The organism is Phormidesmis priestleyi BC1401 (assembly GCF_001650195.1).
Lineage (GTDB): Bacteria > Cyanobacteriota > Cyanobacteriia > Leptolyngbyales > Leptolyngbyaceae > Phormidesmis_A > Phormidesmis_A priestleyi_B.
Window position 1 is genome coordinate 1 of the sequence record NZ_LXYR01000015.1, and the last position, 13,561, is coordinate 13,561.

Consider the following 13,561-nt stretch of genomic DNA (forward strand, 5'->3'; position numbering starts at 1 on the left):
TAAGGGCAAAAAAGTGCAAGATGGGTTGAAAAGCTATATTGGACTGAGTTTCAGAGAACTCACGAAAGAAAGCTTCAAGCTTGAGGAATTCTGCGGGTTTAGCAGAAGTTCTACATTGTGAGACTGCCCCACTTTCTTTGCAGCATATAGGTTATATCTTTTTGAGGGTGAGCTGATCTGACTTTCCGTCTCACGAGCTTGGGGCAGTTTGGCGTACTACAAAACGGCAATTGAGTTCAATTCTAGTCCAGTGCTTTTTTGAGACTGCCGCTCTCAGTTTAGGACAGAGACTTGTAAGAGCAACGCTTTGGCAAAAGCGACGAGCCAGACTTTATCCTCACAGGATTTCCTTGCTCGGTGGCTCTCCAAGAGGGCGTAAAGGTAGCGAGGCTGCATCCAAGGGTTGTGTCGCAAATACTTTTTAGTGACAAACGAAGTATCTCGTTCGCGTTCCGTTAAGCGCTAATTCCAAAGAGTTCTTCGATAAACTTTGCTTGAGATACACTGTCCCCTTTGCTGATTCCCTTCACTTGCCCTTTGCGAATCATACTCATCGCTTCGATGCCTCTTAAGGTTCGTCTTGCCGTATTAAATGAGCCGAATCCCATCATTGGCTTTGTCAATCGCTTGATGTTTCGATGATCCTGCTCGATGATGTTATTCAGGTACTTGCTCTGCCGTAACTTCGTCTCTGCTGCCAGCGTTTCATCCGCTTTCAAGGCTTCGACTGCCACCGGATAAGCGGCATTTTTATCGACTGTAATTACCCGTGGAGTTTGAGTGTGAGTCGCCTTGAGAACTTTGCGGAAAAACCGTGCGGCTGCCTTGCCGTCCCGCTTTGCGCTCAACATGAAGTCGAGCGTGTTACCTATTGAATCGACGGCGCGGTAAAGGTATTTCCACCCTCCTTTGACTTCGATATACGTCTCGTCCACCCGCCACGAATCGTTGGTCGGATTCAGGTGGGGTCGAATGCGCTTATCCAGTTCTGGGGCGTAGCTCAACACCCATCGGTGAATGGTAGAGTGATCCACCTCCACTCCTCTATCTGCCATCATTTCTTCCAAGTTCCGGTAGCTCAGGGGATAGCGACAATACCACCGCACATTCAGCAAGATGATTTCTGGCAGGAAGTGCCGCCACTTAAACAAGGATTGGGCAACCATTTAAGATGAGACGAGAGAAAATTGAGCCTTCCAACCCTATCATTTTTGCGACACAACCCGATCGATTGCATTCATCCGTGAATTTAATGTTTGAAGACGACCCATTGTTGGTCATGGCAAAATATTAGACGTTCTACCGGAACGTCTCTACGGCATTGGGTAAATTTATTGTTGGTTCTATTTATGGCTTGGTTCGGTGCATCCTCTGCCTTTAAAATAAAAAACCCCAGCCGTGAAGCCGGGGTGAATAATCAGGGTGCATCTACCATTCCTTTATTCCCAAAATGAGAGATGCTATCCGGGAAAACCTGCGAAAATCTTTTTTCACCTTGAAATTGAAGCCATGCAGTATCCTCAAACCTCGGACGGGCGCTATTTTGTGGTTAAAGGGCGGCTCTGGCGATGTTCTAATCCTGCGTTGAGCGGAAGAGGCTCGATCGAACCTTGTCAAAGACCTAATGAGCGCCCGTCGAGCCGTCAGACACACTCTAGAGAACGGTGATGAAACCGCCTTGAAAGAGGCACGTCAGCACGTCGATGCTGCCAAAGTTGCGCTCGGCGAGCGAGGTGCCGTCTGGTGGACAGATGGCGAACCCGACTTTAACCGCAAGCTAGTTAAAAATACGCCCTATGCAGAGTGGTACGACACGATCGCGTCATCGTCTGCCCCTTAGTTTGGGCTTGGTTTGCGTGCCTGCGATCGAGAACGCTGCATTGTAGATTTTCTCGTTTGCCTCCGCCGACTTAAACAAATCAACAACGGGATTGGGATAATCAACGCCCAATCTCACCCCAAATCGCTGTTGTTCGACGGGCAAAAGCTTCCAGGGTTCATGCACTTTAGACGCAGGCAGATTCGTCAGTTCGGGGAGCCAATGCTTCACATAGTCGCCTTGCAGATCGTAATCTTTGGCTTGTTTGGTGATGTTAAAAAACCGAAACCCACGGGCATCATTGCCAACTCCGGCGGTATAGTTCCAGTTTGCCCAATTGCTGCACACGTCATAGTCAATCAGCAGCGACTCAAACCACTCGGCTCCCAGTTGCCAATTGATGCCCAGGTTTTTGGTGAGAAAACTCGCGACATTTTGCCGTCCGCGATTAGACATAAAACCCGTCGCCGCAATTTCTCGCATGTTGGCATCCACGAGTGGAAATCCGGTTTTGCCTTCGCGCCAGAGATCAAACCGCTCCCAGTCTTCTTTCCAGGGTAGCGAGACTCCTTGCAAGCCCGATCGTCTAAAAATTCGCGCCCCGTGCTTAGCACAGATAAATCGAAAATAATCGCGCCACAGCAACTCAAAAATTAGCCAATAGGTCGAGTCATTCTTAGTTCGCTGAGATTCATAATCCTGCACATGCCAGTAGATATAGCGAGGCGATAGACACCCCAGCGCCAGCCAGGGTGAGAATTTTGATGAATAATCTGCCCCCAGCATTCCATTGCGGGTTTCTTTATAAACTTTCAGATGGTCGTGTTGCCAAAAATAATGGTCTAGTCTGGCGATACCTGCCGTTTCTCCGCCCTTAAAGGCAATAACCCCACGCGGATCAGAGACGGGAGCGTCTAGCCCAAAATCGGACAGAATGGGCAACTCGCCCGCTTCGATATCAGGCAATGCAGGCAGCGATCGAGGGGTGGGAAACACCTCATAGACCTTAACCTCTTTTTCGACCTCTTTGCGAAACCGAGTAAAGAGTTCAGGAACGTCTTGAATGTCAAAAGGCAGATCATCAGGATGATAAAGGGTGTGTCCCCAAGCGGCTACAGCCGGGATATTTGCCTCCTGCAACGCCGTCTCAAGGGCAGTCTCTACTGCTAGCTCTTCTGACGTAGTTTCGCGATAAAACCGAACGGTTGTGGCTCCTAATTCTTGTGCCAAAGTGGGAATAATTTCTTCGGGAAATCCTTGGCGCAGAATCAGATCGCTGCCGATCGCCCTCAATGACTCCCGCAAATCTGCAATGCTCTCAAGCAAAAACTGAGCACGAAACGATCCCGTCTTGGGAAATCCGTGAGAAGTCCTCCCAAATTGTCTAGGGTCGAAACAATAAACCGGAATCACATCGCCTTCAGCCTTCAACGCTTTTGCGAGCGGCTCATGGTCGTGTAGGCGGAGGTCATTGCGATACCAAACGAGAATTCGTGGCTTAGTCACAAAAGAACTTAAATCAAGATTGCTCTTTGATCTTAGCGTTTATAAAGAAAAGTAAAGGAACAACTCTCGCCAAAAAACAGAGGACGAAACGCCTATTGAGCGATCGTCCCCTATCTCTCTATTCGATAACCCCTCTAACTCACGATTAGCCAAGCAGCGAATTCTGCATCGCCACTGAGACTTGAACCTGCTCCAATGCACTTTTGAGTAATTGCAGCGCTAAGATTGCCAAAATCGCAGAGAAGTCGAGTCCGCCGAGAGGGGGAATAAACGATCTAAAAATATTCAGGTAAGGGTCAGTAAGTTGAGTCAAAATTGAGAAGGGAGGGTTGAGCCAGTCAATTGTGGGAAACCAACTGAGCAAGATCCGAATAAATAGCAGCACCAGATAAATGCCGACAAAGCCGCTAATAGTGCTGATGAGCAGTTGCAAAGGGTTCATAGAGTTGCGGATTCCTTGTTAGAGTCTAGTGAGTTTTATGATTTGCAGATAGTTTAAGCGATATTCGCATGGTTGAGATCGCTCTCACAGAGCATTCTAACGCTCTGGCTCCTCGGTGAATGACCGTTCTCGATCGCTCTCAGTTGCCCGTCCATTCACGTTGCCTAGCTGGTGTCGCACATCGTCGATCGCATCATTGAGTTGAGCAATCTTATCTTCTAGGCTGCGTCGAGACAGCTCCATATTCTGCTCGGTCGCGCCACGAAGCGATCGCTTCTTTTTACCGTCTTCAGGCTTTAACAGGGATTCTTCGGTCGCACCTTCAAGCCGTTGAGCCGTCAATAGAGATCCTAATACGCCTCCAATCACACTGCCCACGATCGCGCCCAGAACAAAACCACCAGAAAAATTATCTTGTTGACTCATCACTCATCATGCTCACTTTAACTGAGTCTCACTTCCAGCTTAACGCCGTTCGATCAAAACGATAACTCGATTCACCTCAGAATTAGGTGCCAAACGTGCGATCGCCCGCATCGCCCAACCCTGGAACGATGAAGCCTTTTTCGTTTAGCCCTTCGTCGATCGCCGCCGTATAAATATTCAAGCCGGGATAGGCAACACTCAGTTTTTGCAGCGCTGGAGGTGCCGCCACAACTGCCACAATTCTCACCAGTGCGGGATCGACCCCTCTTTTGGTCAATTCTTCCATCGCCGCGATCGTGGTTCCTCCCGTCGCCAGCATTGGGTCGGTAATCAACACATGGGTTTGCGGACTGATCTGGTCAGGAAGACGATTGAGGTAACAACTCGCCTCTAAAGTTTCCTCATTTCGCACAAGTCCAAGGTGATAAATCGAGGCTAAAGGCAGAATCCCTTGCGCTCCATCCAGCAGGGCGAGTCCGGCGCGAAGAATCGGAACCACCACGATCGGCACTTCGGGATTAATAAACGTCGCGGGACAAGGTGACAGCGGAGTCTCGATCGTGGTTTCAACCGTCGGAAGCCATTCACGAATCGCCTCGTAGGTGAGCCATCGCCCCAACTCAGTCATAGCGCTGCGAAAGAGCGCGGAAGGAGTCGCCGCATCACGGGCTACGCCCAACCAGTGTTTGATCAGGGGATGAGGCGGAACGTAGACACGCAGTTGAAGAGTCATAAGCGATCGAGCACCCGCAGCAGGTCAAAAGTTTGAACCATCATACTCTCTTCCTGTCTCTGTTTCAGGTAATCTCGGCAGGTTGCAGGTAAAAAGATTCTACTAACTCTGGTGAACAGGACTTCTCTAAAAGTCTGTTGAGATTTACTTGCAATAGTATTGACAATAGTTCTCAACTAATTCTATAGTGCTCTGTAGTGTTCTCCTCTCTAGAGGAATCGGCAGAAGGGGTCAGGCGGCAATTGCAGGCTAGTCCCCTTTTTTGTTTGTGTGAAGCCGTCTTTTACCTGGATTTCACTTGAGGCGATGAGCGATCGCATTTTTTGCAGAGTTGGAGATGCCAAAGCTCACACTCAAATTCTCGTCTCCCAGTCCTCAATCTGCAACTCCTCAATCCGCTCAAATTCTCGCGTGTTGTGCGTCACCAAAACCGTAACAAACCTGACCGGAAATTGTAGATGCACTAGCGTAGCGAGTAGAGAGAAGATATTTGGTAGAACGTCACGATGAGCAAATTTTTATTCGCCCGAATTAGCATCGCACTCTTAGCCGCGATCGTCACTTTAACGTCAGTTAGCTGCTCAGGTGCGGCAAGCTCAAACTTAAATCCGAAGCCGTCTCAGACCACTACAAAACCCGCTGCCCTTAAAATCGTGGTCAATTCCAAGCTTGTCGAGGCGAATACTCGTTTTAGCTTCAAACTGTTCTCAGAAATTCTTAAGCAAGACGGCAAAAAGAATGTGTTTGTGTCGCCTTCGAGTGTCGCGATCGCGCTTTCTATGGCGTATAACGGTGCCAAAGGTGAGACCCAGCAAGCGATCGCTAAAGCGCTGGAAATGCAGGGAATGAGCCTGTCAGACATCAATCAATCAAACGCCAATCTCAAAACCAGTCTCGAAAGCAGTGACCCAGCCGTGCAGTTGACGATCGCCAATTCGCTTTGGGCAAGAAAGGGCGTTGACTTCAAGCCAGAATTTATTCAACGAAATCAAGCGTTTTACGCCGCCGAAGTGACATCACTCGACTTTGCCGACCCGTCAGCCCCTACTCAAATTAACGGCTGGGTGAAAAAAAATACGCAGGGCAAAATTAGCGAGATCGTCGATGATATTGATGCCGATCAGGTGATGTTTTTGATCAACGCCATCTATTTCAAAGGCAAATGGATGAATGAGTTTGATAAGAGCCAGACCGCTGATCAGCCGTTCACCCTAGCAGATGGTCGCCAAAAACAGCACCCGATGATGTCGCAAAGAGGCGATTATCGCTACACCGAAAATCAGCAGTTTCAAGCGGTGAGTCTCCCCTACGGCAAAGGGCGCACCAGTTTATATGTATTCCTACCAAAGCCAAACTCCAATCTTGCAGACTTTCAAAAAACGCTGACGGCTGAAAATTGGCAAACCTGGATGAAAACTTTCAGTAAGCGAGAAGGCTCGATTCAACTTCCGCGCTTCAAAATGGAGTATGAAATCCAACTTAAAAAATCGCTCTCAGCCTTGGGAATGGGCATCGCGTTCGACCCCTTAAAAGCAGATTTTTCCAATCTCAGCGAAACTTCAACTCGCATTGATGAAGTCAAACACAAAACCTTTGTCGAAGTGAACGAAGAAGGCACCGAAGCCGCCGCCGTCACCTCGATCGGGATTCGCGCTACATCTGCTCAAATGGAGGTTGCACCATTTTCGATGACGGTCGATCGTCCTTTTTTCTGCGCGATTCGAGACAACAAAACGGGCGAAATTTTATTTATGGGTGCGATCGTCAATCCAGCTTAAAATTGCTTATCCTTTTCCGATTGAACCAGCTATTCTATTAGCGGAGTGCTTTACATAGGTCAAACCGTTGCATAGTCTCCGTTCTCAGTGGCTAAATCTGGTCAGTTTCATGCAATCAAATTCTACAGACCGCGATCGTGGCTTTAAATCGTTTTCGTTGCGCCATTTGTCGGCACCCGGCGGCTGGCTTCTCATCACGGGAGGCACGATCGGGCTGCTGTTTTGGAACGGTCGCTTGGTCGTGGCAACCGGAGCCGGAATTGCGGTAATGATGCTGGTTTACCTGAGTCAAGACGGCAATTGGAAAGCTCCTTGGTCAGACGTACAGAAGTTTTTGCAAGGCTGGAATCAGCCCTTTCTGTTAGCCGCAGCGAGTGGCAGTGCAGCAACCTTTGGGATTTATCTAGCCGCCTCTCTCTGGGCTGAAGTCGGCAGTCCTTGGATTGCAACCGGAATGATCTTGCAGCAAACCGCCACGATCGGAACCTTGGGCTTTTTGATCTGGCAAATGCTCAACCGTCAAGAAAGTCTCCCCACCACTCGCTTTAACCAAACTTTAGATGACTTAACCAATGGAGACCCGCTTAAGCGGTTGATTGCTGTGCGCCGAATGACAGACACGATCGAGCAACAGAGCGATCGTGCCCAAAAACGTCAAATGGCAGATTATTTGCGCGTCATGCTGAGTCGAGAAGAAGACCCGATCGTCCGAGATGCTGTGCTTGAAGGATTGCAGTCTCTCGACATTATTCGTAGCCTTCCTGAAAGTAAGGTGCAGGCGATCGCGACTCCGATCGCGCTTCAGCGTTCTGCAACCCAAACTCGGAGCCGTCATCCGGTGTCTCAGACTGCCGACTGAGCTATGCATTCTGGCAGGCAAAGTCTCGTTTGTTATAGTGAAAGACACCTCTCAAGTTGAGATGATTTTATGGATATCGCGGCAACTTTAGATCAGATCACGGCTTTGAGCATCGACGATCGAATTAATCTAGTTCAAGCAATTTGGGATAGCATCGCCGCAGAGCAAGCTCATCCTGACCTCACTCAAGACCAGCAGCAAGAACTCGATCGCAGAATCACTGCTTATGATGCCAATCCTACTCAGGTAATGACTTGGGAAGAGATCAAAGCGTCGATTAAAGGGCAGCCATGAGCTTCGTGTTGATATTTCGTCCCGAAGTTCGTGAGGAGTTGAACGAAGCTTACCAATGGTATGAAGGGCAGCAACTTGGGCTTGGAGACGATTTCATAGACTGCGTTGATGAAATGATCAATCGAATTTGTCAAATGCCTGAGTTGTATACGATCATTCATCGCGATGTGCGTCGAGCAGTGGTGCATCGTTTTCCGTATGCTGTTTACTACCGGATTGCACTCGATCGAGTCATTGTATTAGCGGTTCTTCACGGTCGAGGAAATCCAAAAGCGTGGCAAGCGCGAACTTGATAACTCAGTTGAAGTCTGAGGTTAGTCTACTCGCAAAAATCCCTAAAAAAGGGCGCATTGTATTGCACCCTTGTTCGTAAGTAATTTGGCTACGAAGCCGTTAAACCCAAAGCTTAATTAGCTCTTGATTTGCACTTCTTTGACTTGCACATCTTCAACCTTGGCGGCTGGCTCATCGGCAGTTAGCTTCCGAGGAGTCGAGACATTTGCCGATGCGATATCGCTCCAATCGGTGTGAAAAACGCCTTCTTTATCGGTTCGCAAATAGGTGTGAGCGCCAAAATAGTCGCGCTGTGCCTGAGTGAGATTTTGAGGCAGCCGATCGCGCCGATAGCTATCAAAATAATCCAGCGATGCGCTAAAAGCAGGAACCGCGATCCCCATCTTCGCCGCTTGTGAAACCACTTCTCGCCAAGATTCTTGCTTGTCTAGAATGGTCTGCTTAAATTCAGTCGATAACAGCAGGTTTGGCAGATCAGGATCTTCGTTAAAAGCATTCTTGATTTTGTCCAGGAATCTGGCACGAATGATGCAGCCACCCTTCCAAATCCGGGCACATTCGCTCAAGTTGAGGGCATAGCCATACGTCTTAGAAGCCGCACTCAGCAACGCCATCCCCTGCGCGTAAGAACACATTTTGGAGCAATAAAGCGCATCGCGCACCATGTCAATAAACGCCTTTTTGTCTCCTGTAAACTGAGCGATCGGACCCGCTAAAGACTTAGAAGCCTCCACCCGCTCGGTCTTATAAGACGACATAATGCGAGCCGTGATCGCTGCAATAATCGTCGGGATCGCAACGCCCTGTTCGAGCGAGTCAATCACCGTCCAGCGTCCGGTGCCTTTTTGTCCAGCAGCATCGAGGATTAACTCCACGATCGGGTGCCCCGTATCGGGATCAATCCTCGTGAAAATATCCGCCGTAATCTCAATCAGATAAGAATTGAGTTCGTCGGTGGTGTTCCACTGAGTGAAAACGTCGTGTAACTCGTCGTGATTTAAGCCGACAATGTTTTTGAGCAGATCATAGGCTTCTGCAATCAGTTGCATATCGCCATACTCAATGCCGTTGTGCACCATTTTGACATAGTGACCCGCTCCACCCGGACCGATATAGGTGACGCAGGCTCCATCGTCAACCTGAGCCGCAATCTTAGTCAAAATCGGCTCTAGATATTCGTAAGCCTTTTTAGTGCCTCCGGGCATCAAACTCGGACCGTTGAGTGCGCCTTCTTCACCTCCGCTCACGCCCATGCCGATGAACGTAAACTTGGCTTCTTCGAGGTGACGAGCGCGACGGGCGGTGTCAGTAAACAGGGAGTTGCCTCCATCGATCAGGATGTCGCCTTCGTCGAGAAGGGGAGTCAGTTGCTCGATCACTGCATCCACGGGGGCACCCGCTTTTACCATGATCAAAATTTTACGTGGGCGTTCTAGAGACGCGACGAACTCTTCGATCGTATAAGTCGCCACTACATTTTTACCCTGCGCCCGTTGTTCCATAAATGCGTCAGTCTTCTCACGGGAACGGTTGTAGACAGAAACGGGAAAGCCATTGCGCTCCACGTTCAGCGCCAGGTTTTCGCCCATCACTGCAAGACCGATTACGCCAAAACTTTGTGCCATAAGACTCTCTGCTAACTCTGTGTATGCTGGGGCTGACAATTACCATCACGGTAGCTTGATCCCCCAAAGATAGCCTGGAAGATTAGATTAAGACTCTCACTTTAGAAGGGACAGGGGAGGAAAAATGCGTGTGCCCAGCGCGATCGTTTGAGGAAATCGTGACAAAACTGTGTGAAGTTTCTGCGAAGCTCACGTCTGTGAATGATTACTCTATTGCGATAGAGAACTCTAGTCGATAAGATCTGGTGATCCCCAGATAGTCTGCCTGCAATTGACATGAAAACTGCAAAGCCTGTTCCTCAAGAAGTCGTTCAGCAGGTCGCTGACTACTTTAGTGTCTTAGGTGAGCCGATGCGCCTCCGAATTCTCAATCTGCTGCGAGATGGTGAGAAATGCGTTCAGGATTTAGTTGACGTGATGGATACGAGTCAGGCAAATGTCTCAAAACACCTGAAGGTGATGCTGCAAGCTGGAATTTTGACCCGTCGCAGCAAAGGCACTCTGGCTTATTACAGTGTTGACGATGAGTTGACCTTTGAGCTTTGCAATTTGGTCTGCGATCGTCTTGCCTGCCGAATCGAAGAACAAGCTAAATCGTTTCGGGCATTCAGTTTGGCAAGCAAGCGCTAATCGACCCTACTCAAGGGTGGGGAACCTGAACGAAGGTTACTTCACCTCGATTTTGGCAAGCGTCACGCCCGTGTAGTAATGCCCCATAATTTGCTGATAGTTTAAGCCTTGCTGTGCCATGCTGTATGCGCCCCACTGACTCATGCCTAGCCCGTGACCAAAGCCATACCCAATCACGATGAAACTGGGTTCTGGTGGATTATTGCTCTTAGAGGCAACCTGATTGGCTTGAGGAGCAATCGAGAAAAAGGTGCTTTTTAAGCCGAGAGCAGATTGCAGCTTCTCTCCACTAATGGTGGTGCTTCCTTTATCACCTGTCAGTCTCATTGTGACGACTCGCCTACAAGACCGTGTGCCTTGCTCAATTTTCGCCTCACGAACTCGACCCACTCCTGGCGCAATGCTACTTAACTGACTCTGGCTCACAGATTTGCTCCACCGATAGACAGGAGCGCCTTGATCATAGTTATCTTTGACCGATCGTAGATACGGCAACGGCTGCATCCAGACATCTTCGACGTTCTCAGTGCAGCCGCCCGACGACGAGTGAAAGACTGCTTCAACAATTTGCTGGTTATAAGTGAGAACCTGTCCAGCGGTTGCATTCACCGCCATCTGAGTGCCGCTCGACTCATCCTGCACGCCGCGATAAACCTGCCACTTTGTGGTGTCGCCCAAGTCATAGACGGCGTTGGCTGAATTTTGGCGTTTGTGAAGCGCATAAGAACGGGCGACCACTGCCTGAGCTTTGAGTGCTTCTTGAGGCCAATTGCCATTCATCTCGCCGCCCAAAACGCTGTAAAGATATTGCTCTAGATCAACATAGTTGACCACCGTGAGTCCTTGTTTAGCAGGGGCAAGATAGGCGCGACCGCGATACCAGCGATCGCCAATCCACACTACGCCATCGCCTGTTGGCTCGATCCAGAGTCCGCCTGATCTCCAGTTGTTAATCGCGACTCCTCCCCCCGATACCTGAGCCGCAAAGCCGTTCATGCCCTGAATGACACCCAGAGAACGCCCAGACGAATCTTTGATCGCGGCATTAGTCGAGCTACCGACGTTGACTTGTTCGACTCCCTGTTTGATTAAAACTCGCAGATCGAGGGCTGCTGATGCAGGAGCGATCGTCACGATCCAAATCAGAGCGGTGAGCCACCAGCCCCGTCCTGTCGTGAATTTTAGTTTAGACAACAGAAATGAGAGGAGCGAGGGAGATAGCATGTTCTGACAAGTCCTTGTAGGTTCAACTATTACAGATCTCAGCGCTGGCAGTGCTAAATCTGGAGCGATTTGCGGTGAGATCAAATTGCTAACGTTGCTTAATATAGGCGAATTTGCCGAGGGTCGCGCTACTAGGATTTCTTAACCGATTAAGAGAAGTAGGTCAGAAGTTCCGTAATTAGAGTCAGAAAGTCAGCATTCTCGGATACTGACTCTGGATGTAGCGTCACAGCGATTTATAAAATTTAATGTTCAGCCTAGAAAAGTTCTTAATTACTCTCGTTACAGCTTTTATCGACCTTGATTTTGGCGCTAAGTTCCCTGGGTTACACCCCAACGATCGACAGACGAAGTACCATAAGATGAAGTGACTCATCGCAAAAAATTAGGTTAATGAAGCCTTGCAGATTACGTTTTTAGGAACTAGCTCTGGTGTGCCGACGCGATCGCGCAATGTCTCCGCAGTTGCCCTCCGGCTTCCTCAGCGAGCAGAAGTCTGGCTATTTGACTGTGGGGAGGGCACTCAGCACCAACTGCTTCGCAGTGATTTACGAGTGAGTCAGATTCGCCGCATTTTTGTCACTCACATGCACGGCGACCACACGTTTGGCTTGATGGGGTTACTTGCAAGCTGCGGTCTAGCCGGAAACCCGGAGCGCATTGATATCTACGGTCCGCCTGACTTAGACGAGTATCTAAGGGCATGTAGCCGCTATTCTCAAACTCATTTCTCCTATCCGGTCAAGGTGCACACGGTCAAACCGGGCGTAGTGTTTGAAGATGAAGAGTTTTCGGTGAGTTGCGCCCCACTAAAACATCGCGTTCCTGCTTTTGGCTATCGCATCACTGAAAGAGACCGTCCGGGGCATTTTGATGTCGAGAAAGCTAAAGCTTTGGGAATTCCATCGGGTCCACTTTATGGTCAGTTAAAGCGCGGAGAATGGGTCACGCTTCCTGATGGGCAAAAAATCAATGGTGCAGAGTTGTGCGGTCAAATAGAAGTGGGTCGCAAAGTGGTGTACTGCACTGATACGGTCTATTGCGAGAACGCGATCGAACTGGCTCACGATGCAGATGTGCTGATTCATGAAGCCACCTTTGCCCACCAAGATGCAGAGTTAGCCTATCAGCGACTGCACTCAACTTCGACAATGGCGGCTCAAGTCGCGTTGACCGCGCACGTCAAGCAGTTAATCATGACGCACTTCAGCCCTCGCTATGCGCCAGGCAACTCGATCGAGCTAAGAAACCTGTTAGAAGAAGCCCGTTCGATCTTCCCCAACACCCAACTCGCGTCTGACTTTTGGACTTACGAAGTTCCCCGTCGAATCGCCAAAGGTGTGCCTGCCAAGGCGTGAGCAAACCCTTTAGGGTAACGGTGTTCCGATTTGACTTAGATTCAGGGCATGTCCTCCAGTGACGAGATAAACCGGACTCGCGATCGCGCCCACCTGCCGGGTCAGCATTCCCAACCGATCGCGAAAGGTGCGCCCGATCGGATAAGCAGGCACAACCCCCCAACCCGCCTCTTCTGCCACCAAAATCACATCTGCCGAAGCATTTATAAGACTTTGCAGCAAGACTCGCAGGGTTTCTTGCCAGGTCGCCTCATCGTCTTCTAGCAGGTTTGTCAACCACGTTCCTAACGAATCTACGAGCAGACAATCCGCAGGGGTTGCCGATCGCAGAGTCGCGGATAGCTCGATCGGAACGTGCAGCGTCGTCCAATCAGACGGGCGACGGAGACAATGCGTTTCGATGCGGGCTTGCCACTCTCGATCGGCGGGATCTACCTGAGAAGTCGCGACATACACAACCGATTTACCGGACTGAGTGGCTAAATGTTCTGCCCATTCGCTTTTGCCCGATCGAGCCGGTCCAGTGACTAAAATAATTTGGCGTGGCATGAATCGAGGGAAGGGTTACAACTT

Annotated in this window: 15 protein-coding genes; 7 read left to right on the plus strand and 8 right to left on the minus strand. The window is 49.6% G+C overall.

Going from position 1 to position 13,561, the window contains the following annotated elements; all coding sequences use genetic code 11:
• Positions 1 to 455: 455 nt before the first annotated feature.
• Entirely contained in the window at positions 456 to 1,166 is a 711-nt protein-coding gene (locus A8707_RS10250) for an IS6 family transposase (protein ID WP_068816722.1), read from the minus strand.
• A gap of 458 nt (positions 1,167 to 1,624) precedes the next feature.
• Between A8707_RS10250 and A8707_RS10255 the strand changes: the two genes are divergently transcribed.
• Positions 1,625 to 1,840, plus strand: a complete 216-nt coding sequence (locus tag A8707_RS10255) for a hypothetical protein (protein WP_197484721.1) — start codon at positions 1,625 to 1,627, stop codon at positions 1,838 to 1,840.
• Here A8707_RS10255 and A8707_RS10260 read toward each other — a convergent pair.
• The 4 genes from A8707_RS10260 to upp all read right to left on the minus strand — a co-directional run bounded on the left by A8707_RS10260 (position 1,823) and on the right by upp (position 4,926).
• Positions 1,823 to 3,325 (minus strand): DASH family cryptochrome, encoded by a 1,503-nt coding sequence (locus A8707_RS10260; RefSeq protein WP_068816723.1) that lies wholly within the window; start codon positions 3,323 to 3,325, stop codon positions 1,823 to 1,825. The genes A8707_RS10255 and A8707_RS10260 overlap by 18 nt on opposite strands.
• A 145-nt stretch (positions 3,326 to 3,470) precedes the next feature.
• Positions 3,471 to 3,767 carry a YggT family protein gene (locus A8707_RS10265; protein WP_068816724.1) on the minus strand — a complete coding sequence of 99 codons (297 nt, stop codon included), beginning with the start codon at positions 3,765 to 3,767 and terminating at the stop codon, positions 3,471 to 3,473.
• 96 nt (positions 3,768 to 3,863) lie between these two features.
• On the minus strand, positions 3,864 to 4,193 hold the full coding sequence (locus tag A8707_RS10270) for a ssl2009 family thylakoid membrane protein (RefSeq protein WP_068816725.1): 330 nt from the start codon (positions 4,191 to 4,193) through the stop codon (positions 3,864 to 3,866).
• Between the two features lie 82 nt (positions 4,194 to 4,275).
• Positions 4,276 to 4,926: a uracil phosphoribosyltransferase gene (upp, locus tag A8707_RS10275; RefSeq protein ID WP_068816726.1), complete on the minus strand. Its 651-nt coding sequence runs from the start codon at positions 4,924 to 4,926 to the stop codon at positions 4,276 to 4,278.
• 506 nt (positions 4,927 to 5,432) lie between these two features.
• Between upp and A8707_RS10280 the strand changes: the two genes are divergently transcribed.
• From A8707_RS10280 to A8707_RS10295, 4 genes are all read left to right on the plus strand, one after another.
• Positions 5,433 to 6,704 (plus strand): serpin family protein, encoded by a 1,272-nt coding sequence (locus A8707_RS10280; protein WP_068816727.1) that lies wholly within the window; start codon positions 5,433 to 5,435, stop codon positions 6,702 to 6,704.
• A gap of 109 nt (positions 6,705 to 6,813) precedes the next feature.
• Positions 6,814 to 7,563, plus strand: a complete 750-nt coding sequence (locus A8707_RS10285; RefSeq protein ID WP_082906319.1) for a hypothetical protein — start codon at positions 6,814 to 6,816, stop codon at positions 7,561 to 7,563.
• Positions 7,564 to 7,632: 69 nt separating this feature from the next.
• Positions 7,633 to 7,857 carry an addiction module protein gene (locus A8707_RS10290; protein ID WP_068816728.1) on the plus strand — a complete coding sequence of 75 codons (225 nt, stop codon included), beginning with the start codon at positions 7,633 to 7,635 and terminating at the stop codon, positions 7,855 to 7,857.
• Positions 7,854 to 8,150 carry a type II toxin-antitoxin system RelE/ParE family toxin gene (locus A8707_RS10295; RefSeq protein WP_068816729.1) on the plus strand — a complete coding sequence of 99 codons (297 nt, stop codon included), beginning with the start codon at positions 7,854 to 7,856 and terminating at the stop codon, positions 8,148 to 8,150. Before A8707_RS10290 ends, A8707_RS10295 begins: the two co-directional genes overlap by 4 nt.
• A gap of 117 nt (positions 8,151 to 8,267) precedes the next feature.
• Here A8707_RS10295 and gndA read toward each other — a convergent pair whose 3' ends face one another.
• Positions 8,268 to 9,776, minus strand: coding sequence for an NADP-dependent phosphogluconate dehydrogenase (gene gndA / locus A8707_RS10300; RefSeq protein WP_068816730.1), 1,509 nt, complete (start codon positions 9,774 to 9,776; stop codon positions 8,268 to 8,270).
• Between the two features lie 276 nt (positions 9,777 to 10,052).
• Between gndA and A8707_RS10305 the strand changes: the two genes are divergently transcribed.
• A complete protein-coding gene (locus A8707_RS10305) occupies positions 10,053 to 10,406 on the plus strand; it encodes an ArsR/SmtB family transcription factor (RefSeq protein WP_068816731.1) in 354 nt (117 codons plus the stop codon).
• A 36-nt stretch (positions 10,407 to 10,442) separates the two neighbouring features.
• On the opposite strand, the gene A8707_RS10310 is transcribed toward A8707_RS10305, so the two are convergent.
• On the minus strand, positions 10,443 to 11,600 hold the full coding sequence (locus A8707_RS10310) for a SpoIID/LytB domain-containing protein (RefSeq protein ID WP_231948006.1): 1,158 nt from the start codon (positions 11,598 to 11,600) through the stop codon (positions 10,443 to 10,445).
• Between the two features lie 431 nt (positions 11,601 to 12,031).
• Here A8707_RS10310 and A8707_RS10315 point away from each other — a divergent pair, with 431 nt between their 5' ends.
• On the plus strand, positions 12,032 to 12,988 hold the full coding sequence (locus tag A8707_RS10315; RefSeq protein ID WP_068816733.1) for a ribonuclease Z: 957 nt from the start codon (positions 12,032 to 12,034) through the stop codon (positions 12,986 to 12,988).
• A 9-nt stretch (positions 12,989 to 12,997) separates the two neighbouring features.
• Here the strand turns inward: A8707_RS10315 and cobU are convergent, their stop codons facing one another.
• The gene (gene cobU / locus A8707_RS10320; RefSeq protein ID WP_068816734.1) at positions 12,998 to 13,537 is read right to left on the minus strand and encodes a bifunctional adenosylcobinamide kinase/adenosylcobinamide-phosphate guanylyltransferase; all 540 of its coding nucleotides are present in this window, start codon (positions 13,535 to 13,537) and stop codon (positions 12,998 to 13,000) included.
• Positions 13,538 to 13,561 lie beyond the last annotated feature (24 nt).